We start from the raw sequence: 20676 nt of genomic DNA, 5'->3' as shown, positions 1-20676 counted from the left end.
AAACTCCCGCTATTTTCATGCTAGGTTTGCGAGCGAGAAATCATGAAAGTTTCTTGTCAATATCGGCGGTATGCTGGTACAAATTCCATCGGTTCAGGAGGCATCGCTTATGCGCAGGGACGAATTCGAGGTTGCGGATCTGAAGGAAGCGGAGCAATTTTTGCGGGAGATGACATTCGGTTTTCTGGAACGGTTCGGAAGGACGGCTATCCGGCGGTAACGCCGCTTAACTTCGTATATACGAACGGCGCGGTCTATTTTCACGGGAGCAGAGTCGGGGAGAAAATGTCGTCCATCGGCGCGGACGGCCGCGTCTCTTTCTCGGTCGCCAAAGAATACGCGCTGATTCCTTCCTATTTCTCCGATCCGCTGATGGCCTGTCCGGCGACGGCTTACTTCAAATCGGTGCTGATTACGGGCAAAGCCGCCGTCGTGGACGATCCGCATGAGAAAGCTTCCGCCCTCGAAGCGCTGATGCGCAAGCTGCAGCCGGAGGGCGGCTACAAGGCGATCGATGCCGGCGATCCGGACTACGCGCCGCGGCTCAAAGGCGTGGCCGTCGTCAAATTCGGGATCGAATCGATGTCCGCCAATTCAAATTCGGCCAAAACCTGAAGGGAGAACGGCTCGCCGCCGTGATGGACGGCCTGTCGGAGCGGGGACTTCCGGACGATGAGGAAACGAGAGCGCTGATGATGAAATATTGCCCGCACGCCAAGCGACTGCGGACGGAGGGTATCGGGGAATGATTTCGCTTCGCCCCTGAACTGCGGAAAAAGCCGGTACACGCCCAATGAGCGAATACCGGCTTGTCCCTGCCTATATTGATTGACGCTGCGCCGTCAGTCTCTTCCGCCTGATCGGCCGCCCTTGCGGCCCGCTTCCTCGGGGCTCATGCCGCCGAAGTTGCCGCTGCCGCGGTTGCCCCGGTCTCCGCCCTGGTTGCCGCGGTCGCCCCGGTTGCCGCCTCCGGACGACTCGCCGCCCTTCCGGCCGATCTCCTGATAAAACTCCCGGCCGTGCGACTCGGAGGTCGCTTCGCCGCCTTTTTTCCCGATTTCCTCATAGAAATCGCGGTCATGTGTTTCTGCGGTCTTTTCTCCACCCATCCGTCCTGCTTCCTCACGGCTCAATTTACGATCGTTGTTTGCCATTTCGGATCACTCCTTTGGGTTAGTCGGTGCCGCTAAGCACATTGTTTTTTTAAACCAGTCCTACGCAGGTTAAACGTCGGCAAGCAAGCAAATTCCGCCGCTTTCAGAGCGTTTCACCGGATCTCCGAAGGGCTTTTTCCCGTATACTGCTTGAACTGCCGGCTGAAGAAAAAAATGTCGCGGTAGCCGAGGGCATCGGCCACCTCCGTCACGTTCATGCCCGCATGCATCAGCAGGTGCTGCGCCCGTTCGATGCGGGTGCGGATCATGTACGATTGGACCGACATGCCGGTCATCTCCTTGAACTTGATTGAGAAATAACGCGGCGACAGCTGCGCGCGCTGCGCCAAATCCTCGACCCTGTGCGGCACGCCCGGATTCTGCTTGATATAGTTGGCGATCTCGTGGATCGCTTCGGTCAATTGATTGCTCCCCTTGCGCTCCACGGGCCCTTCCATATCCTCGCGGAGCAGATGGATGAGCAGCAGCTTCAGAATGAGCCGCGCCTCCTCCTCGGCGGCGAACGTTTTGACGAGAAACATCCGGACGTACCGGGAGAGCAAATGCTCGAATTCAACGGTTTCCCGCAGCACGCGGTACGGCTCCGGCTCCAGGCTGACCTCTTCCTTCACGTCGAAGTGAATATAGGTCAGCACGAGCGGCTTCTGCGGATTATGCGTGGCGCTCGTGTGGTCGCCCGGCCGGAACAGAAAGCAGCTGCCCTTGCCGACCTCGTAGGGGCGGCCGTTAAGCTGCACCTCTCCTTCGCCGCTCCATACATAGAAAAGGTCGTAGTTGGCCATCGGCTTTTCGCGCTTTTGCCACTTCCAGTTCGGTTCGCAGACGATTTTGGCCAGCGCCGGCAGCAGCACCAGCGACGATGGGGAAATATGCAGCATAGAGGCGCTCCTTCTTGTCGTGACCGTCCGTCACGGGTTGTCCGTTGATGTCATGATACAACGTCGACAATAGGCGCGCAACCTTGGTAAAATGACAAAAAAATGTTGACGCGACATGGAACTTGCCGCGCAAAAAATGTTATAATAGTCGCCAAACGGTTTCGCGAGCGAAACCCGGACGACACGATTTTCGGAAGGATGAGAAAACTGCCCATGAATCCACTCGCCCAGCAGTTGAACGAGACGATCGAGCGGGAGAACGCGAACGTTTATGCGATGCTTTCCGGCCTCGGGAAAGCGATTTATTTTCCGAAGGTGGGCATCCTGAGCCAATCGGCGGAAGCGAAAATGAAAGCGAACAAATTCAATGCGACGATCGGCATCGCCCTCGAGAACGGCCGGCCGATGCACTTGAAGGTCATTCAGGATACGCTTTCCGCCTACGAGCCGAAAGATCTTTACGAATATGCCCCGCCGGCGGGCAAGCCGGAGCTGCGCACCGCATGGCGCGCGAAGATGATCGAAGAGAATCCGTCGCTGGAGGGCAAGTCGTTCGGCAATCCGATCGCCACCAGCGCCCTGACGCACGGCCTGAGCATCGTCGCCGACCTGTTCGCGGACGCCGGAGACGCGGTCGTCATTCCGGACAAGAATTGGGAAAACTACGAGCTGACCTTCGGCGTCCGCCGCGGCGCCGAGATCGTCGAATATCCGCTGTATAATCAGGCGGGCCGGTTCAACGGCACCGGCCTTCGCCAAGCGCTGCTCGCGCAGAAAGGCAAAGGCAAGGCGATCGTCGTGCTGAACTTCCCGAACAATCCGACCGGCTACACGCCGGGGCCGGAGGAGGGCGACGAGATCGTTGCGGCGATCAAGGAAGCGGGCGAGGCCGGCGTCAACGTGGTCGCCGTGACCGACGACGCCTACTTCGGACTTTTCTTCGAAGACTCGCTTCATCAATCGCTGTTCGGCAAGCTGGCCGACCTCCATCCGCGCGTGCTGGCGGTTAAGATCGACGGCGCGACCAAGGAAGAGTATGTGTGGGGCTTCCGCGTCGGGTTCATCACCTACGCTTCGCAATCGGCCGATCTGCTCGGCGCGCTCGAGCAGAAGACGCTCGGCATCATTCGCGCTACGATCTCGAGCGGTCCGCATCCGTCGCAAACGTTCGTGCTGCGCGCGATCAAATCGCCCGAGTTCGCCGCCCAGAAGGAAGAGAAGTTCAACATCATGAAGCGCCGCGCCAACCGCGTCAAGCAGTTGCTCGACAGCGGCCGTTACGGCGACGTATGGGAATATTATCCCTTCAACTCCGGTTATTTCATGTGCCTGAAGCTGAAGGCGGTCGACGCCGAATCGGTTCGTACGCACCTGCTCGACACGTACGGCATCGGCACGATCGCTCTCGGCGAAACCGACCTGCGCGTGGCGTTCTCGTGCATTGAGGAGCTGAATCTGGAGGAGCTGTTCGACTCCATTTACCGCGCGGTGCAGGACGTGTCCTCGGCCAAGGCCGGCGTATAAGCCAGACATTGAACGGGACGATAAACAACCCCTTCCGCCTTGCGCGCGGTCGGGGTTGTTTATCGTCTGTACGCATTTGCCGCGGGCGGCCGGGGTTGTTCCGCGCTTGCACTCTTTTGTTGTCCGCGCCGATTCGTCGTCCGACCTCATTTGATTCGTCATTAACGCTTATTTGTCGCTCACGCCCAAGTCGTCGTTTCGTTCTTTCGCGAGCTTGCGCTTGAAACGGGCCGGAAGTATCTTGAACGAATAAACCATGTACGCGAGCAAGGCTGTTCCGACGGGTATGTCATTACCTGCCGGCGCAAGCGTCAATGCCAGGGACAGCCACATTAATGCAGCCGATCCGGCAAGCGCCCCTCTCACCACAGCCAGCAGCGAAGCTTCCCTCTGGCTCTCCGGAAGCGGATAAACATGGCGCCAGACGGAATGCCGATGTGCCCGGCTCAGCGCGCCGAGCTGAACGCTTGTCAGGACGACGAACAGGAACCCCGCCGCGGCCGCTCCCCAGCCGTTCAACAGCCGGGCTCGGCCGGTCAAGGCGGCTGTGAGCATGCCGAGCGCCGTAAGGCGCAGCACAATGCCGCCGAGCTCCGTACGAAACAGCGTCCTTGCATACAAATAGGTGTAGGCGTTCGAGCGTTGGAATTTCAGTCCGGCGGCCATCCATGTCAAATAAGGACGGCGGGCGGCGGAAGCCTCCCCCGACGCCGGCACATCAATGAACGTGCCGAAAAACCGGTAACGGCGCCGGCGCGCCCCGGCTTCCTCTTCGATCAGACGCTCCCACGGGAACCGGTGCTTGGCCGGCAGCCGATAGGCGGCCGCCAGCGCGGCGGAGGCCAACATACCGAACAGCGCCGATTTCCAGAGCGGCTGCGAGAGCAAGGCCGCAAGCACAAGCGCAGTCGCCGCCCAGCGGAGCAGGCGGTACAGCCGTCTGGCTGACGGCCAAGCCATGCGCCGCTCGGACCAGGCCGCCCATGCGTTGGCCGCTTTAAGCGGGATGAACGCGATCGCGATGAGCGGCCACCATGTCGGGGCGGCGCCTTGCCGGTACAGCGGAGCATAAACGACAAGCGCGGCAAGCAGAAGCAGATAGGACAGCGTTATTCCCGCGCGCGCGGCCGGCAGGAGGTAAGCGCGCATACCGCTCTCTCTCGGCATCAGAAATACCGTATCCGCCGGGACAAGAAAGCTCCGCAGCGGACTCCAGGCCAGAAAAGGCAGCAGCGCCGCCGTTCCTACTGCGGTAATCGGAAAATCGGGCGGTACCCGCCCCAGAAACGCGATATAGCCGATCAAGCCGGATAGAACCGCCAATGCCGCGAAGCCGGGAAATCCGCTTCGTCCCATGTACCGTATATACGGAACCGTCTCCTTCCGCCAAGCCGCCGCCCTCCGCTGCCGGAGTGTCTCAAGCGACCGGTCCATTGCCGCCTCCGCCGCGCTCGCCCGACGTCACCAGCCGATAGAACGCCTCCTCGAGCGAGGCTCGTTCCGCTTCGATGCCGGCGCTCTGCCTCACGTCATCCAGCGACCCTGCCGCGATCAGCCTTCCGGCGTGCAGGACAAGGAAACGATCGCAATACGTTTCCACCGTCGACAGGATATGGGAGCTCATCAGAATCGCCGCGCCGGAGCGTTTCACCTCGACGAGACGCTCCAGCAGCGATCGGATGCCGAGCGGATCGAGGCCGAGAAACGGCTCGTCGATGATGTAGAGCGGCGGCGCCGGCAGCAGCGCGTTCATGATCATGACCTTCTGCTTCATGCCTTTGGAGAGATGCCCGGCGAAGGCCGACTTTTTCCCCGTCATATGAAATTCAGCGAGCAGCAGGGCGGATCGCGATTCGAACGCCTGCTCTCCCAGGCTATAGGCCATGCCCGTCAGCCGCATATGCTCCTCAACGGTAAGCTCGTCGAACAGGACGGGCGTTTCCGGCACATAGGCGAAGGAGGCGCGATACGTTTCCGGATCCTGCTCCAGCGTTGTCCGGCGGATACGAACCTCCCCGGCGTGCGGCTTCATCAGGCCGAGAATATGCTTGATCGTTGTGCTTTTTCCCGCTCCGTTCAAGCCGATCAGCCCGATCATCTCGCCCGGCATCACGGAGAACGACAGATCGTGAAGGACCGGCTTGCGCGGGCTGTACCCGCCCGTTAATTGCCGGACCTCGAGTATAGGCTGCACGTCCCTCACCCCGTTTCTAGCACCATTATACAAGAGACGCCGCGCGGAAAACAAAACGTGCGACAAGCGAGCAAGCGTCATCGCGCGGTCGGGACGAAACCTGGAGGCAAGCCGAGCGGGCGTCTCCCGTCATTTTCATAGCGGCAGTGAGAGACCGGATGCCGACAATGGCGAACCCTCCGGACGGCTTGCCCGGAGGGTTCGATCAACCATGCGATACGCGTTGATTGCGATGATTGGGATGATTATACGGTTAAGTTCCTTATTTCACTTCGATGGAGCTGACCGTTCCGTTCGCGCCCTTCACCTCGACCGTCTGGCCGACCGTCAGCGTGGCGTTGCTCCGGATCGTCACATCGGAAGCGACGTTATAGATGATCGCCTGCGTTCCGCCGTTTACCGCTTTGGTGATCGACAGCGTAGCCAGCTTGCCCTGCACGTTGAACGTCACGGAGTTGATCACGCCCGTTTCCGTGAACGAAACGGCAGCCGGCGCATTCTGCGTCACTTCGATGAACACGACCTTTCTTTGGTACGTGCGCACGAGCACAGTGTCGTTCGCCTCCAGCGCGGCGGCGGCCGATTTTACATTGTTGCGGAAAACGAACACGTTCGCGTCTAACTGCAGCGTTATTTCCGTATTGTCCGCTTTGACGATCGTGATCGCGCCGTTTGCCGCGACGGCTTTCAGCTTGCCGGTAACGGCTTGGTCGTCCTGGTTTTGATCCGGGATCTGGCTGTCCGTCCGGTCGAGCAAGGCCGCCAGCTCGGCGCGCGTGACCGGTTGGTTCGGACGGAACGTCCCATCCTGATAGCCGGTCACGAGCCCTTTCTCGACGGCTACGGCGACGTATCCCACGGAGCCCGCCGGAATTTTGTTTGCGTCCTTGAACGCGAGCTCCGTGTTGTTTTTCGCTTTCGCCTCGTCACTGAGCTTCATCGCTTTTACGAGCAGCGTCGCAGCCCACAGACGGTCGGCCGGTTGGTTAGGGTTCACCGTCGTTTCGGTTTCGGCGAACAGGTCGTTCTCTAGCGCAACCGCGACGTAACCGACCGCCCACTGCGGAAGCTTGTCGGCGTCCTTGAAGTTCAGCTTTGTCGACATTTCCGCGGCAGATTCGGCTTGTGCGCGCAGACCCATCAAGCGGACAGCGGCAACGAGCGCTTCGATACGGGTGATTTTCTGGAACGGTTTGAAGCTGCCGTCCTCGTAGCCGGTGAATACGCCTTTCGAGGCCAGACGCATGATGTACTCGAGCGCCCACTTGAGCTCTTTTTCGTCTTTGAACTTCAGGTTGATTTTGATCCCGTCGTCATCATGGTTGTCATCATCGTCATCGTCATCGTCATCGTCGTCGTCTTCACGGTCGTCGTTCCATTTGCCTTGGCCTTCGCTTTTATAACCGCGCTCATCCCTGTTCTGCTTGTCGCGCCCTTTGCTGTCCGCGAACACGGAGGTTGCCCCGCCAAGCAGCATGATAACAGCCAGTGAAGACAAAATGGTTTTCTTGATCGTCTTATTCATTTCTTGCCACACTCCCTTAGTTGGATGATTGATGCCGAATGAATGCTATGTAAGCGCTTGGTCTTACGCCAATAGGGTTCGGCGTCCTCCTGTTGTTTTTTGGGGGTAGGCGAAAAAAAATCGTCCGAAGCCGCGAAAAATATTCGCTAGCTTCGCACGATTTGCATGGGGCTTCGGTTGGGCCAGTCGGCGCTCCGGTTGGGGCTCCGCTGCAATAAGGGACAGATGCGAGATGCCGGAGGGGGCGCTGCCGTGCCCGCGCATGCACGCGGCTTACTGAGGCGTGTCGTCGCGGTTTTCGCGCTTCGCTTTCAGCCACTTCGGCGCGCCTTTGTCCTTGCGCGCACGCTCGCGCTCAGCCTTCGACTTTTTGTCGGCCTTCGCCTTCGCGCCGCCGGATGCCGCGGCGGACGCGTCGGCCGCCGGCGGCGCCGGTCTGCCGGCACGCGGTTTAGACCCCGCGCCTCGGGCGGCTCCCGCCTCAGGCGCACCCGTCCCGCTGCCGCTATGCTGCAGCCGGGACGGAGCCACCTGACGCGAAACGCCCCGGTCCGGAAGAGCACTTCGACCGGCCGCCGCTGCCGCTTTCCCGGCCGCGCCGGCGACTCCGGCACCGCCGCCGCGGCGGAACGCATCAAGCGGCAGCAGCTTGCCTCCGAACAGCACGCGTTCCTCGAGATCTATGCCCAGCTTTTTCGCCAGCTTCACAAGCGAGGTCACCTCGCGGGGCGCAGCCAGCGTCACGACCGTTCCTTCGCGGCCCATGCGGCCCGTTCGCCCCGCCCTGTGCACATACCGTTCCGCTTCGTCCGGCGCGTCCACGTTCACAACGAGCGGCAGCGCATAAATGTCGATGCCCCGCGCCGCCACGTCCGTCGCCAGCAGCAGCTCGCAGCGCCCGTCGCGGAAACGATCCAGCGTCTGCGAACGCTTAAGCTTGTCGGCATCGCCGTAAAGCGAGCCGACGGAGAAGCCTTCGAATTCGAACCTCGACTCCCAGTGGGCGATTTGGTCCGTATCGTTCAAGAAGATCAACGCCGCGGAAGGCTCCAGCGCCCGCAGCAGCTTTGTCGCCGATTCGAATTTGTCGCGCGCGTCGCTGACGACATAGTAATGCTTGATCGCCGACGCCACCCGCTCCGCTTGCGCCACATCGATCCGCTCCGGCTCCGTCATCCACCGGCCGGCCAAACGTTCCATCTCCGCCGGCAGCGTCGCGCTGAAAAACGCCAGCCTTCGGCCCGTGCCGACCGCGCCGAGGATCGCTTCCAGTTCGGCGGTCGAGCCGAGCTCGAACATTTGGTCCGCCTCGTCCACGACGGCAAACGAGACGCGGTTCAGCTTCAGCTTGCGAAGCTTCATCAGCTCGTTCACCCGTCCGGGCGTGCCGACCACGAGCTGCGGCTTCAGCTTCAGCCGCTCAATCTGCCGTTTGACGGCCGCCCCGCCGATCAGCTGCTGCACGCGAATGCCGCATGCCTCGGCATACACTTCCGCCACCCGCACGATCTGCATCGCAAGCTCTTGCGTCGGCGCCAGCACGATCGCCTGCACCTCCGTCCGGTCCGGATCGATCCGCTCCAGAATCGGCAGCAAAAACGCCAGCGTTTTCCCCGTTCCGGTTTGGGACCGCGCATAAACGTCCCGCCCTCCCAACAATGCGGGAATCGCCTGCGCCTGCACCGGCGTCGGCTGACTGATTCCGTTCTCCTCCAGCTTGTCCAGCAGCGCCGCGCGCAGTCCAAACGACTTCCAGCTCGTAGCCATGTAGCGCCTCCTCGATTTGCCTCAAGTTATTTCTTGTTCAATAATTTACCCGTCACACGGTCCGCCAGCCTCGGAAAAAGCTGAACCAGCTTCACGCCGGCCGCCGCCGTAAAAGGAATGTCGACCTCCGCCTTGCGCCGGTCGATCACGCGGACGATCGTTCTTGCCGCGCGCTCGGGCGTCATCATAAACCAGCGGACATTTTTCACGTACGTGCCGTCCGGGTCCGCCTGCTCGAAAAACGGCGTGTCGATGGGACCGGGATTGACGGCCGAAACGGCGATGCCTGTGCCGTACAGCTCCGCCCGAAGCGCGTTCGTAAATCCGAGCACCGCATGCTTGGTCGCCGTGTAACCGGTCGATTTCGGCGTCCCCAGCTTGCCGGCGATCGAAGCGACGTTGACGATATGGCCGCCGCCGCGGGAGATGAACGAGGGCAGCACCGTTCTGGTGCAGCGCACAATCCCCATATAGTTGGTATCCATCATCGTCTCAAAATGGCTCAGCGGCGCGTCCATAAACCGCTCGAACAATCCAAAGCCGGCGTTGTTCAGCAATACGTCGACCCCGTCGAAATCCGCTAAAATCCGCGGAATCACAGCTTCCACCTGCTCGTTGTCCGTCACATCGAGCGTATAAACACCGTGTCTGCCGGGCAGCCTCGCCGCCGCAGCCTTGAGCTTGTCCACGTGGCGCCCGGTCAGGATCGGTACGGCGCCCGCCGCCGAAAGCAGCCTCGCCGTCTCCGCGCCGATGCCGCTGCCCGCTCCGGTAATTAAAATTTTTTTTCCCGTCAGCATCGATTCATCACCTGTCCCTCATTTTACTTCATATCCTGTTCGTTACGCAAAAGAATAACCCTAAAATTCTGCTTGTCTAAGCTTCATCCAAGTGAATTATGAAATTGACTCAATTTATCAATTATTTTTTTATTTGTGATCGCTATCACGCTAATGACCCTTTGAATCATGTAAAAAAAAGCAACAGCAAAAAAAGGAGGGCGGTTACCGACAGATCATCATTCTTCACCAAATTAATTCGGCACAATGAGTAAAAAAAATGAAAAAACAAGGGAGGAAATACCATGAAAAAGCGTATAAAGATCACCAGTATAGTCATTGCTTTATTATTGTCCAGTAGTCTGTTAGGCGTACAGTCTTTTATTTCATTTGCTAACCCTGATGATGAAAAAGAAATGGCCATGGAAATGAATAACGGAGAAAAAAGTGAGCTGACCATATTTAATCAACCGATTGTTCAAACATCTACAAAGGGCAGAATTTTAACCGCCGATGAATATGGCAATACAATGACTGTAATCGATACGCAGACAAACCGGGTCATCGCCACTACGCCCATACCCTATGTACCGCATAATATCCAAGCCTCTCCAGATGAAAAGACCTTATGGTTAGCCATTATTCAGCCGGAAACGCAAACCATGCAAGGTCAGAAGATGAAAGGGGAAGCATGGGTACTTGATGCAGATACTTACAAGCGGATTGCCAGAATCCCTGTCGGAGCCCATCCCGCCCATGTAATCGTAACCCCTGATAACAAAGAAGCCTATATTACCAACGGCGAAGATAACAGCGTATCCGTGATTGATACGAAGAACTATAAAGTAATCGCAGAAGTCAAAGTAGGAGCGGGTCCGCATGGATTGCGTCCTTCCCCGGATGGAAAATATGTGGCTGTAGCTGATTCCCAAGGAACTACCGTTTCTATCATTGATACGGCTGCCAAGAAATTAATCAAGCAAGTTGAAGTAGGAAAATCACCCGTTCAGGTTGGCTTCTCACCGGACGGCAAGTATCTCTTCTCCAGTGTCAACGGTGATAATGCGGCAGCAGTCATTGATACGCAAAATTGGAATTTGGTCAAAAAGATTCCTACAGGAGTCGGTCCTTTACAAGTGTACGCTACACCAAATAACAAGTATCTTTATGTTGCCAACCAAAATACGAAAGAGCGCCCGTCCCGCTCCGTAACCGTCATCGATATCGCTACGCTTCAACCCATTAAAACGATCGAAACCGGCACCGGCGCACACGGAATTGTAGTGACGGCAGACAGCAAACTGGCCTATGTCACCAATATTTATGAAAATACAATCTCTGTCATTGATGTGGAGAAAAATGAAGTCATATCTACGATCAAATCTGGAGCCGGACCTAATGGAATTACCTTCTTGCAGGATTAATTGGCTGTAAGCCAGATGTCCGCAGCCGCGACATATGGCGAGTGCCAAATCCTGTCTACCTTATACGGTAACCATAAGGCCCAGTATACCGGGAGGTTTCGCATGCCTAACCTATGGACGCATCTTATTTTCGGTACGGAGGTGCTGGAGCGGATCGGCGAGCGGGAGCTGATCCGCCGCCCCGAGCACCGGAAGCTTTTCAACATGGGCTGCCAAGGTCCGGATTTCCTGTTCTATCACAATTTTCTGCCCTGGAAAAAAGGCCGCGCCATGAATCGGCTCGGCAGCGCAATGCACAGCCGCCACTGCGGACCGGTGCTGACGGATCTGCTTGACGCCGTTGCCGGCCGCCCCGCGGACCCGAACTCGCCGGACCCGGCGGTCGTCTATGCGCTCGGCTTCGTGCTGCATCATACGCTCGACCGCAACGTTCACCCCTATGTGTTCAGCCGGTCCGGCTTCCGCAAATGGGACCATCAGCGGTTTGAGGTGATGATGGATACGCTGGTCGTACGCAGCCGGCTCGGTCTCGAAACGTGGAAGACGCCGGTATGGAAGGAGATCGACACGGGCGGCGCTTTTCCCGAAGCGATCGTGGACGCCTTCGAGCGAATCGCCGCGTCCCGCTACCCCGAGCTTGCAGGGCTGATCGCGCGCGACGACTGGAACCGGGCAAACCGCGACATGGTTCGGGCGCAGAAACTGTTCCACGACCCGAGCGGTATCCGGCGCGCGCTCACGTTCGGCCGAATCGAACCGCTTGTGTACAAAAAAACGCTGCCGCCGCTCGACATCCTCAACGAGCAAGGCAGGCCTTGGTCCGATCCGACCGACGGGACGACCAAAAGAAGCGAAGCCTTCGATGCGATGTGGGACAAAGCGATGGCCGAAAGCGAAGCGATCATTCGGACCGCGCTGGCGTGGCTCCGCAGCGAATGCGACCGCGGGCCGCATCGCGAATCGGATCCGGCCGCGGAAAAAACGGCCCGCTTGGGCGAGCTCCGCGCAAAAACAGCCGAACTGATCGGCAACCGTTCTTACGAAACGGGCCTGCCTTGCGACAGCGGCGCCCGGATTCTGTACGCCGATCCGATCTGGCCGGACGGCCGCGGGGGACAGCCGGACAAGGCGAAGCGGTCCTTCTAAACCCGCCGCAGCGCGCGCCTCTCCCAGCGGATCGCGGCTCTGCATGAGGGCCGTGCGGACCGGTCCGCCCGCCGCCAGGAAGACGCGTTACATGGCGGCGAGCGCCGCGATTCGTTTCTGCCGCAGCCGCATGAGGCGAAGCCGCTCGTAAAACGGATCGAGCGGCTTCCCCTGCAGCTCGCTTTCCGAATAAACCTGCTTCAGAACCGGCTTCAAATAACGGTCCCCCACCTCCTGCAGGGCACGGCCGATCTTCTGCCGCTCCTCCTCCGGCAGCTGCTGCAGCTCGCGGTCCAGCAGCGGCGACATATCGTATCCTTCATGATCGAGAAGCTCGATCCGCTCGATCAAATCCCGCCGTTCGATGCCGAGCATCGCGACCAGCTCGTCAAGCCCGCACCCCTCGCGCACCCCGTTCAGAATATCCCGCTTGGCGCGGTGTCGCTCCAGCTCGGCGCGGTACTTGTTCTCCTTCTGCTTGAGCAGCCATTTCATGTGCGCTTCGGTGCCGAGCGCTTCAGGCACCCACGTCAGCGGAAAGGTCGTCCGGCGGTCGAAGCGGGTCGTAACCGCGATGATTTCCGCCGCGTACGCCGCCGACTTGTTGCTTCCCCACCCGGGAATCTGCTTCAGCTCTTCTTCCGTATGCGGCACGAAGGCGCTGATCATCCACAGCAGCCGGTTCGTCGATACAAGGTAAGCGGCTTTCTTCTCCGCCACCGCTTTGCCGCGCCGCCATTCCCTCAACGCCTCGAACAGCTCCTCCCGGGCGTGCAGCTCCCCGTAGCACTGCAGCATCGACACCGTGCCGCCCGCCATGCGTTTTTCCTCGAGCATGCCGTCCAGTACAGGCTCGTACCCTTCTCCCATCACCACCGCAATGCCGTGACGAAACGCCGCGATCATTTCCTCCCACGACGTTCCCTCAAACCAGACGTTCCGCCTCTCCCCGCTCCCGTCCGGCTCCGTCCAGCAAACGGTCCAATTGCCCTGCGTCTCGCCGATCGCCACCTGGCCGGCGACCACTCTGCCTTCTTCCGTTCTCTTCTCAAGCGTGTTCATAAACACCAACTGCATGCCTCTGCACCTCCGTAAAATGGACAAAATTCCGAACAACGACAAAAAGCACCTCTTTCGCGTCGTGCGAAAGAGGTGCTTCCTCAGAACATTCCGTATTCGGTTACTCGAATAGTATCATATAAAGAAAATTTTGACAAGCATGCTTTTACACCCGTGTGCGCGGACCGATGGCGAAAAATAAGGACCGACTTACCTTATAATAAAGCTGTGCCAATCGAATCTCCTCGATAAACAGTTCAGTACTCCTATTATACAAAAAGATACGATGGCAGCGAACAACAACTTCGTTTTTCTTTACTCGTCTTCCTATTCCAAATCCTTATTCGCATTTTTATTGGATACCTTTATCACTAGCAATTGAAGCCCTGTAATCCCGAAGAAAAATACAATCGCTCCTACGGAGTTACCGATGATGCTTCTTGTTATGTCGACCGGAGCGCTGTCCGTCATATCAAAAACGAACATCAATACGCCCCAAAGTAAAGCAGCAATAGCTCCGCTAATGATATTAACTTTCCTCAGTCGTTTCTGTTCGTCTTGCTTACTCGGAAATAAAAACAATCCATCCTTTATGCATCGAAAAGTAACATAGGCACAGGCAACCATCAAGATGAGGAAAGTATCGATCCAATACTTCATATCCCACTGTAGAATAAACACCTTTACAAGCGTGCTTATTAGCAGAAGCGTCATCAAAATGCCAAACGCATGATGACTGTACTTGTGCAACAACGCAGTAATCCTCTCATCCTTAACCAGAGTTGCTTTCATCATTATTCCTCCCAAAATAAATCATTTAACGATTTGTCGAGCGTTTTGCATATGGCGATACACAATCGAATGGTCGGATTATAATTACCCGCCTCAATCAGCCCGATCGTCTGCCTCGTAACGCCAACTGCGTCGGCAAGCTGCTCCTGCGACAAATCCTTTTCCACTCTTGCCATTTTTAATTTCACATTTTTATTTTCTCCCATTTAGCTACACCTCAGATTTAATTCCATCACCAATAATGTAACTTATAACCGTCTAAATGTAAACTTTATATTGCATCTTTTTGCGATGTACTTTTTTTTTGAAGACTTGCCGAAGTATGTGGTGTCGCTCGAAACGTCGTATTCGGGCATCAAAGGCGACATGTGGACGGACGATGGACGTTTAGACCCCGAAACAAGGCGCACGAATCGTTATTCACAAAATCGTTTCTGTGGACGGGGCGTTTCCCGCAAGTTATCCGGATGTGGATATCTGGATTAGCCGGGCCCGGCCGTGTTCCCCGGAGCTTTTGCGCTTGAGCGCGATCGTGTATAATGAGACGACAATCGAACGATACGGAGGGATGCCCTTATGCTGCCTGAATACGATTTCATGTCCGATACGACCGAACAAACGTCCACCCGCTTCGTCACTTTTATTACACCCGGCATGAAGCGCTTCGACCTGGCGATTACGACGACGAACCGTTTTTACGGCAAAAAGCTCGTCACCGATCTGCAATCCGGCAAAACCGCGATTATCGGCGCCGACGATCTCGAGGAGGAAGGGTACCTGGAATACACGTTTCAGCTGTCGGAAGAGGAAGCGGCCGAGCTGGGCCAGTTTTTGTATCTGGTCGTCGGGACGGTGAATTTTACCGATTGATCGGGGAAACACTGGTACGGAGTTTCATTTCGCTCCGGGAGGTGCCTTTCGTGGCCGAAGGCTTCATGGAAGAAGAAAGACGACGGTATACCGATTTCAGCAACGTCGAATCGCAGCGCAACGATCTGATTGCCGAGGAGTTTCCGGAAGGTCCGTACGGATCCTCGCTTCTGCCCGAGTCGCTGGGCAAAAGCAAGCCATGGCGGATCGACCAGCGTCCCCCCAACAGCTACGGCTACGAAAACCGCGAACTCCACGAAAACCGCCAACGGGAATATCCCGGCGACCAGGGAGATCCGATGGAGATGGACGAGCCTTGACAAATGAAAGCGGGCCCTCCGGATCGTTATCCGGGGGGGGGGGCCTGCTTGTTGAGCAGCTGGAGCCGATGTGAGTTTGAGACGGCTAGTACCAGCGGTGCCATGCCGCTGCCGGGCCATAAAGCCTCCCCGCCGCCAACGGCGAGTAGGCTCTGATACTACTCTGCGGCGACTTCCGGCACACGTTTAATACGCGGATCTGTGAACAGATCATATTCATCCCTGCTCGTGCTCGAAAATTCGGAAACGACGGCGCCGGCGCCCCCCGCCTGAAACCAATGCAGCGTGCCGGGCGGTATCGTATATTGCTCGCCGGGATTCAGCTCGATTTCATGAAAAACCGTATAATAGGCTTCACTGCCTTCCGGGAGCTTTGCCTGCATGCCGGGCGTCCGTACTCCCTCCACATACAACAAAATCTTCCCCGAACGGCAGCGGAACGTTTCCATTTTGCCCGGATCGCCGCCGACCGGCGGATGCTTGTGCTCCGGACAGGTCTGCCCCGCAAAAAGCACCAGTTCTTTTGCACAATACCGCTCATTATTCACATAAGTGATCAGCTCGAGGCCTTGCTTCTCCAGCTCGCCCAGACCGAAATCCGCTATTTCGATGTTCTGCACCTCATCAGGCGTCAATACGATGCCGACGCGGGCAAAAAGCGCTTCCGTCAGCTCCAACGCCTGTTTCCTCTCGTTCGCCGATAACATAAAATCCCTCCGCTCTTCGCATTTACCCTTTCATCCGACAACACTTCTTCGTTCCCGGATCGCGGCCGCAACCGATAAGCTGGCGTAATCGCCTACGCTTTCGCCCAAACCGGCGGGTACGATCGAACAAGCGCCCAAGCTGTACGGAATCGTCTCTTCCGCCGCTTGCCGCAGCACAATCGGTTCCAGAATGGACTGTTGCCGTCCGTAGATGCTCCCGATTACAATGCGCTCGGGATTGAGGATGTCGATCAGCAGCGCGAGGCCTTGCCCCAGCTTCTCTCCGACGATGCGGAAAATGTCCAGCGCGAGCGGGTCGCCCTCCTGCGCGGCTTCGCCTACCGTCTGCGCGGTGATGTCGTCGAGCTCCCCGGCTGTCGGACAAAATGACGGCGGCGTTCCTTGCGCAATCGCTTTCTCCGCCTTGTAACGGGCTAACCTGGCGATTCCGCCCCCGCTGCAAAACCCCTCGAACGAACCCGCCTTGCCGAAGCCGACCGGCCCTGCATCGGCAAGCCGGATATGTCCCACTTCGCCGGCCATGTCGTTGGTTCCGGTGTAGAGGCGCCCGTCCAGGATCAACCCGGCGCCCATTCCCGTGCCGAACGTGAGGAAAATCATATTCCGGCAGCCCTGGCCGGCTCCCCACTTCCATTCCGCCAACGCGCATGCATTCGCGTCGTTCTGCAAGCCGACAGGCACCCCGAAACGCTCGCGGACGGGCGTAATGCAATCGATCCGATCCCATCCGGGCAAATTCGGCGGCGACAGGATAACGCCCGTACGGCTGTCGAGCGGTCCGCCGCAGCTTATCCCGATCGCTTCAAGCGGCTCGCGGGCATAATCGGCAAGCAGCGTTTCCAGCTCCCCGATCAGCAAGTCGATCGTTTCATGGGGAGTCGTCGGCGTCGGAAACATCACCTTATCCAACAGATCGATGCCGTTTTCTTTTACTCTCCCGATCGTGACGGCGCATTTGGTCCCCCCGATATCGAACCCGCCCAGCACGGTCATGACGCGAAAAACTCCTGTTCGATCCGGATGCATAACGCGTGATAGATCGGCAAATGCCGCTCTTGAATGTCGGGGGTATGATCGTAAGGCACGCAAATAGACGTATCGCACAACGATTTCATTCGGCCTCCGGATTTGCCGGTCAGGCCGATCGTGCGTAAGCCGAGCGCTTTGGCTACTCGAACCGCATGCAGCACGTTGGCGGAATGGCCGGACGTGCTGATGCCGATCAGCACATCGCCCGGCTTGCCGTAGCCGTACACCTGCTGGGCAAACACCAAATCCGGCGCCGCGTCGTTCGCGAAGGCGGTCGATAAGGCGATGTGGCTAACCAGCGAGATTGCGGGCAGCGCGCCTTGCAAATGATCCGCGATATAGCCGCCATGCTCGCCGTCGACAGCCGCCAGGCTCTCGCGGAATGCGGCCGTCACCGGCCGCCGCAGCAGGAATCCCTTCATCAGCTCGCCGACGATGTGCTCACTGTCGGCTGCGCTGCCCCCGTTGCCGCAAACCAGCACTTTTCCGCCGTTGCGATAACAGGCTTTCAACCATTCAAACGCCTGCTCGATCTCCGCCGCGCACGTCGGCCGAAGCTCGGGATATTTGGCGTACAGCTTCTCCATGACGGTATGGTTCATGATGCTCTCCTCCGTTCCTCACCTGCCTGAACGGCCTGTGGAAACTCTCTTTTTATTTTTAACACGATGTCTGCCGAATCGATTGCACGTCCGAATTCCAGCAAGACAGCTCCAGCTCCCGTTGCGGCTCCTCTACGCCGCTCCAATCGACGGCGATCGTCATCCGCTCGCCGGGCAGCAGCGTCAGATCGTTGTCCGAGAAGTAAACGTACCCGTTCGCCCCAAGCGGGCGGGCGTCTTCCAAATGCAGCTGCAAGGCCGCGAGATCGCCCGCATTGAGCAATTCCAGCTGCCAACTGTCGCGGCCGGAAGCGCGCTTCCCAACCTGAACGCACGTCTGCCCGACAGACAGCAGCGGCTGCAAATCGGCGGTACGCGTGAACGTGTACCGGTTGTCCGCCACCACCGCGCCGGACGCATCCTTCAGCTCCAGCACAAGGAAGAAAACATTGTCCGTCACCTCCTCAAGCGGCACCTCAACCCCGGTCAGCTTGAGCGGCGTCCGTGATTGCAGGCTGCCGCTCCACACGCCCTGCCCGAATCGCGCTCCGCTCGCGCCGATCAGCCGCCATTCGGCTTCAAGCCCGTCTAACGAGCGGGTGAACGAGCTTGCCGCCCACAGCTCCGCGGCGAACCGGCTTTGTCCGTCCCATGCCTGAGCGGCGAACCTGGCCGTCATCGACACCGGCCGGTAAGCACGGGCAACCGCGTAATAAACCTGCTTCGGATTCGCGTAATAATCCAGGGCGGACGTACAGTACGCATTGGGGAAAGGCTCATTGAACTGCCAGGGAAGCGTTCCGCTGTTCTGCCATTGGCGGCGGCGGTTCGCCTCCAGCGCGTAACGCAGCCCTTCGGCCTGCAGGAATTGGCTGGCTTTGATCATGGCGGCGGCATCCGCGATTGCGCCGCCGAACGACCGCTGCACAAGCGGCTCGTTAATCCACCACGCCCCGCGATGGAAATAGACGGGGTTGTCCTTGCTCGGCGGCCATTGATTCGCTTCCCCGATCGTCGCGTTCAGCGCCTTCAGGTTCGTCATCCCCTCCACGCCGAACTCGCTGTGAAGCAGGGACGTTCCGCGATTGTACAGCGTGTACTGGCCGGTCAGCCCTTGATGCTCCCAAGGACCGTGAACGTCATGCATGCCCGTCGGATCCTTCTCCGCGTTCTCCAGGCTGTTCATGAACAGGCGCCCGGACGGGGATGTCGGCAGCCACAGCGCCCCGGGGTGGAGCCTTCGGACCGCGTCTTTCAAAATGGCCAGCACGGGCTCATCGTCGTCGAGAGGCAGGTCGCCTTTCCCCTGGAGCTCATTGCCGCCGCACCAGAGCACTATCGATGGATGGTTCCGTTTGCGCGGAATGATCGATTCCGCTTCGCGCGCCATCATGTCCAGAAAGGCCGGTTCCTCGCTCGGTTTGTTCGCGATACCGGAGCTTGATTGGATAAATTCCTGCCACACCATGATGCCGCAGCGGTCGCACAGCTCATAGAACGCGTCCTTCTCAATCAAGCCGCCGCCCCAGACGCGCAGCATGTTGACGCCCGCACGACGGGCAAGCGTAAGCAGCCGTTCCAGCTTCTCCGGCCGGGGCACACCGTACATGACATCGATCGGCACCCAATTCCAGCCTTTGATGTAGGTCTTCTCGCCGTTGACGACAAGCGTATACGGCCTGGCCGTTGCGTCCGGCGTGTCGTTGCCCGCAAAGCGGACATCGCGAATGCCGAACATGACGGTTTTGTGCGCGGACACCGCCTCCCCGGCATTCGGTTCGTCCCGGCAACCGATCTCGGTCACGGCGACAGAGGCCTCATACAGATGCGCCTCGCCCGAGCCGTTCGGCCACCACAGCTGCGGCGCGGAAATTTCAATGAGCGTGTTGACCCGTGTGTCTCCCGGCGCGACGGCATGCCTGGTTGCCGCACCGCCTACCCGCTCGCCGCGGAAACGGATCACCGTCTCCACTTGAACGACCTTCGCCGCCGTCGAAGACAGCTCCGTCGACACCGAGAGGTTCGCGGTTCCGAAACCGTCGGCAAGCTGCGGCCGCACGTATACATCCTCGATTCGGACCGCGCCGGTCGCCTCCAGGTACACGTCGTCCCAAATCCCTTGGTGGATCATGCGCGGACAGAAATCCCACCAGTAGGTCATCCGGCTTTTATGGGTGCTCACATAGCTCGTTTTGCTCACCTGCGGCTGCTCGTCCGGCGCCTTCTCGATCACGACGGCGAGCAAATTGTCCTGCCCGTACAATAGGGCGTCGCCGACTTCAAAATCGGCGGGCGTAAACATGCCGCGGTGCCGGCCGATCAGCCTGCCGTTCAGAAAAAACTGCGCTTCATAATCGACGCCATTGAAATGAAGCCGGATCCGCTTGCCGCGAAGGCGCTCTTCGGCGCGAAACGTTTTTTTGTACACCCAGGTTCGTTCGGGCACCCATTCCACAAGCAGGCTGTTGCGCTCGTAGTAGGGATCCGGCGTTTCGCCGTTTTGCCATACATCATGGAGCACGGTGCCGGGCACCGTCCCTTTGCGCCACCAACGCACATCCTGCGTATTCGGCTTTTCGGCGTTCCGCCAAATCCAGTCCTCACCGACAAAATCCTTAAACAGCCAGTCGCTGCCGTTCAAGCAGATCCGTTCCGTCATCGTTTCCTCCCTCCTGTTTCTCTATAGTCCGTCTTGCCGTTCCGTTCGGCCGGTCAATTCGGCCGCAATCCGGCGCTTGGCCCGACCGTGACCAGCGCCTCCGCCTGCTGTCCGAACCGTCTGCCGTCTACGCTTAAATCGATTGCAATCCGGCTGCGGCGCGCCGGAGCGTCCGCCGGCGTAATGACAAAACGGACGCGCCGCG

General features: G+C 58.5%; 19 protein-coding genes and 1 pseudogene. 6 read left to right on the top strand and 14 right to left on the bottom strand.

What is annotated here, in order from left to right; translation table 11 throughout:
• The first annotated feature begins 109 nt into the window (after window positions 1-109).
• Window positions 110-749, top strand: a pseudogene (locus RWM61_RS17095) (pyridoxamine 5'-phosphate oxidase family protein).
• A 93-nt stretch (window positions 750-842) separates the two neighbouring features.
• On the opposite strand, the gene RWM61_RS17090 reads toward RWM61_RS17095, so the two are convergent.
• Window positions 843-1154 carry a KGG domain-containing protein gene (locus RWM61_RS17090; RefSeq protein ID WP_314003013.1) on the bottom strand — a complete coding sequence of 104 codons (312 nt, stop codon included), beginning with the start codon at window positions 1152-1154 and terminating at the stop codon, window positions 843-845.
• Window positions 1155-1267: 113 nt separating this feature from the next.
• Window positions 1268-2053, bottom strand: a complete 786-nt coding sequence (locus RWM61_RS17085; protein WP_314003012.1) for an AraC family transcriptional regulator — start codon at window positions 2051-2053, stop codon at window positions 1268-1270.
• A gap of 213 nt (window positions 2054-2266) precedes the next feature.
• Here RWM61_RS17085 and RWM61_RS17080 point away from each other — a divergent pair, with 213 nt between their 5' ends.
• Window positions 2267-3577 (top strand): aminotransferase class I/II-fold pyridoxal phosphate-dependent enzyme, encoded by a 1311-nt coding sequence (locus RWM61_RS17080; RefSeq protein ID WP_314003010.1) that lies wholly within the window; start codon window positions 2267-2269, stop codon window positions 3575-3577.
• A 168-nt stretch (window positions 3578-3745) separates the two neighbouring features.
• On the opposite strand, the gene RWM61_RS17075 is transcribed toward RWM61_RS17080, so the two are convergent.
• The 5 genes from RWM61_RS17075 to RWM61_RS17055 form a co-directional block, all read right to left on the bottom strand.
• On the bottom strand, window positions 3746-5011 hold the full coding sequence (locus RWM61_RS17075) for an ABC transporter permease (RefSeq protein ID WP_314003008.1): 1266 nt from the start codon (window positions 5009-5011) through the stop codon (window positions 3746-3748).
• Window positions 4995-5771, bottom strand: a complete 777-nt coding sequence (locus tag RWM61_RS17070; protein ID WP_314003006.1) for an ABC transporter ATP-binding protein — start codon at window positions 5769-5771, stop codon at window positions 4995-4997. Before RWM61_RS17070 ends, RWM61_RS17075 begins: the two co-directional genes overlap by 17 nt.
• Window positions 5772-6033: 262 nt before the next feature.
• Window positions 6034-7296, bottom strand: a complete 1263-nt coding sequence (locus tag RWM61_RS17065; RefSeq protein WP_314003003.1) for an S-layer homology domain-containing protein — start codon at window positions 7294-7296, stop codon at window positions 6034-6036.
• Window positions 7297-7569: 273 nt separating this feature from the next.
• Window positions 7570-9063: a DEAD/DEAH box helicase gene (locus RWM61_RS17060; protein WP_314003001.1), complete on the bottom strand. Its 1494-nt coding sequence runs from the start codon at window positions 9061-9063 to the stop codon at window positions 7570-7572.
• Window positions 9064-9089: 26 nt separating this feature from the next.
• Window positions 9090-9863 (bottom strand): SDR family oxidoreductase, encoded by a 774-nt coding sequence (locus tag RWM61_RS17055; RefSeq protein WP_314002999.1) that lies wholly within the window; start codon window positions 9861-9863, stop codon window positions 9090-9092.
• Between the two features lie 284 nt (window positions 9864-10147).
• On the opposite strand from RWM61_RS17055, the gene RWM61_RS17050 reads away from it, so the two are divergent.
• Window positions 10148-11266, top strand: coding sequence for a cytochrome D1 domain-containing protein (locus tag RWM61_RS17050; protein WP_314002997.1), 1119 nt, complete (start codon window positions 10148-10150; stop codon window positions 11264-11266).
• Window positions 11267-11368: 102 nt separating this feature from the next.
• The gene (locus RWM61_RS17045) at window positions 11369-12412 is read left to right on the top strand and encodes a zinc dependent phospholipase C family protein (protein ID WP_314002995.1); all 1044 of its coding nucleotides are present in this window, start codon (window positions 11369-11371) and stop codon (window positions 12410-12412) included.
• Between the two features lie 87 nt (window positions 12413-12499).
• Here the strand turns inward: RWM61_RS17045 and RWM61_RS17040 are convergent, their stop codons facing one another.
• The 3 genes from RWM61_RS17040 to RWM61_RS17030 form a co-directional block, all read right to left on the bottom strand.
• Window positions 12500-13489, bottom strand: a complete 990-nt coding sequence (locus tag RWM61_RS17040) for an HRDC domain-containing protein (protein WP_314002993.1) — start codon at window positions 13487-13489, stop codon at window positions 12500-12502.
• A gap of 309 nt (window positions 13490-13798) precedes the next feature.
• Window positions 13799-14263, bottom strand: coding sequence for a DUF6773 family protein (locus RWM61_RS17035; RefSeq protein ID WP_314002991.1), 465 nt, complete (start codon window positions 14261-14263; stop codon window positions 13799-13801).
• 2 nt (window positions 14264-14265) lie between these two features.
• A complete protein-coding gene (locus RWM61_RS17030; protein WP_314002989.1) occupies window positions 14266-14469 on the bottom strand; it encodes a helix-turn-helix transcriptional regulator in 204 nt (67 codons plus the stop codon).
• Between the two features lie 370 nt (window positions 14470-14839).
• Between RWM61_RS17030 and RWM61_RS17025 the strand changes: the two genes are divergently transcribed.
• The gene (locus RWM61_RS17025) at window positions 14840-15133 is read left to right on the top strand and encodes a DUF3055 domain-containing protein (protein ID WP_314002987.1); all 294 of its coding nucleotides are present in this window, start codon (window positions 14840-14842) and stop codon (window positions 15131-15133) included.
• 50 nt (window positions 15134-15183) lie between these two features.
• Entirely contained in the window at window positions 15184-15453 is a 270-nt protein-coding gene (locus RWM61_RS17020; RefSeq protein WP_399538895.1) for a hypothetical protein, read from the top strand.
• 158 nt (window positions 15454-15611) lie between these two features.
• Here the strand turns inward: RWM61_RS17020 and RWM61_RS17015 are convergent, their stop codons facing one another.
• The 4 genes from RWM61_RS17015 to RWM61_RS17000 are packed head-to-tail and all read right to left on the bottom strand — an operon-like array spanning window position 15612 to window position 20471.
• The gene (locus RWM61_RS17015; protein WP_314002985.1) at window positions 15612-16160 is read right to left on the bottom strand and encodes a D-lyxose/D-mannose family sugar isomerase; all 549 of its coding nucleotides are present in this window, start codon (window positions 16158-16160) and stop codon (window positions 15612-15614) included.
• A gap of 30 nt (window positions 16161-16190) precedes the next feature.
• On the bottom strand, window positions 16191-17174 hold the full coding sequence (locus RWM61_RS17010; protein WP_314002983.1) for an ROK family protein: 984 nt from the start codon (window positions 17172-17174) through the stop codon (window positions 16191-16193).
• On the bottom strand, window positions 17171-17812 hold the full coding sequence (locus RWM61_RS17005) for an SIS domain-containing protein (RefSeq protein WP_314002981.1): 642 nt from the start codon (window positions 17810-17812) through the stop codon (window positions 17171-17173). Before RWM61_RS17005 ends, RWM61_RS17010 begins: the two co-directional genes overlap by 4 nt.
• A 58-nt stretch (window positions 17813-17870) precedes the next feature.
• On the bottom strand, window positions 17871-20471 hold the full coding sequence (locus RWM61_RS17000; RefSeq protein WP_314002978.1) for a glycosyl hydrolase 2 galactose-binding domain-containing protein: 2601 nt from the start codon (window positions 20469-20471) through the stop codon (window positions 17871-17873).
• Between the last annotated feature and the right edge of the window lie 205 nt (window positions 20472-20676).

Origin of the sequence: uncultured Paenibacillus sp., assembly GCF_963515335.1 — a bacterium.
Lineage (GTDB): Bacteria > Bacillota > Bacilli > Paenibacillales > Paenibacillaceae > Paenibacillus_I.
This window is presented reverse-complemented; position numbering and strand designations above follow the sequence as displayed.

Excerpts from the sequence above, each read along its gene's own strand:
- RWM61_RS17015 (WP_314002985.1), bottom strand. The coding sequence starts at position 16,160 with ATGTTATCGGCGAACGAGAGGAAACAGGCGTTGGAGCTGACGGAAGCG.
- RWM61_RS17005 (WP_314002981.1), bottom strand. The coding sequence starts at position 17,812 with ATGAACCATACCGTCATGGAGAAGCTGTACGCCAAATATCCCGAGCTT.
- RWM61_RS17025 (WP_314002987.1), top strand. The coding sequence starts at position 14,840 with ATGCTGCCTGAATACGATTTCATGTCCGATACGACCGAACAAACGTCC.
- RWM61_RS17035 (WP_314002991.1), bottom strand. The coding sequence starts at position 14,263 with ATGAAAGCAACTCTGGTTAAGGATGAGAGGATTACTGCGTTGTTGCAC.
- RWM61_RS17045 (WP_314002995.1), top strand. The coding sequence starts at position 11,369 with ATGCCTAACCTATGGACGCATCTTATTTTCGGTACGGAGGTGCTGGAG.
- RWM61_RS17030 (WP_314002989.1), bottom strand. The coding sequence starts at position 14,469 with ATGGGAGAAAATAAAAATGTGAAATTAAAAATGGCAAGAGTGGAAAAG.
- RWM61_RS17080 (WP_314003010.1), top strand. The coding sequence starts at position 2,267 with ATGAATCCACTCGCCCAGCAGTTGAACGAGACGATCGAGCGGGAGAAC.
- RWM61_RS17090 (WP_314003013.1), bottom strand. The coding sequence starts at position 1,154 with ATGGCAAACAACGATCGTAAATTGAGCCGTGAGGAAGCAGGACGGATG.
- RWM61_RS17000 (WP_314002978.1), bottom strand. The coding sequence starts at position 20,471 with ATGACGGAACGGATCTGCTTGAACGGCAGCGACTGGCTGTTTAAGGAT.
- RWM61_RS17055 (WP_314002999.1), bottom strand. The coding sequence starts at position 9,863 with ATGCTGACGGGAAAAAAAATTTTAATTACCGGAGCGGGCAGCGGCATC.
- RWM61_RS17060 (WP_314003001.1), bottom strand. The coding sequence starts at position 9,063 with ATGGCTACGAGCTGGAAGTCGTTTGGACTGCGCGCGGCGCTGCTGGAC.
- RWM61_RS17040 (WP_314002993.1), bottom strand. The coding sequence starts at position 13,489 with ATGCAGTTGGTGTTTATGAACACGCTTGAGAAGAGAACGGAAGAAGGC.
- RWM61_RS17050 (WP_314002997.1), top strand. The coding sequence starts at position 10,148 with ATGAAAAAGCGTATAAAGATCACCAGTATAGTCATTGCTTTATTATTG.
- RWM61_RS17065 (WP_314003003.1), bottom strand. The coding sequence starts at position 7,296 with ATGAATAAGACGATCAAGAAAACCATTTTGTCTTCACTGGCTGTTATC.
- RWM61_RS17075 (WP_314003008.1), bottom strand. The coding sequence starts at position 5,011 with ATGGACCGGTCGCTTGAGACACTCCGGCAGCGGAGGGCGGCGGCTTGG.
- RWM61_RS17010 (WP_314002983.1), bottom strand. The coding sequence starts at position 17,174 with ATGACCGTGCTGGGCGGGTTCGATATCGGGGGGACCAAATGCGCCGTC.
- RWM61_RS17085 (WP_314003012.1), bottom strand. The coding sequence starts at position 2,053 with ATGCTGCATATTTCCCCATCGTCGCTGGTGCTGCTGCCGGCGCTGGCC.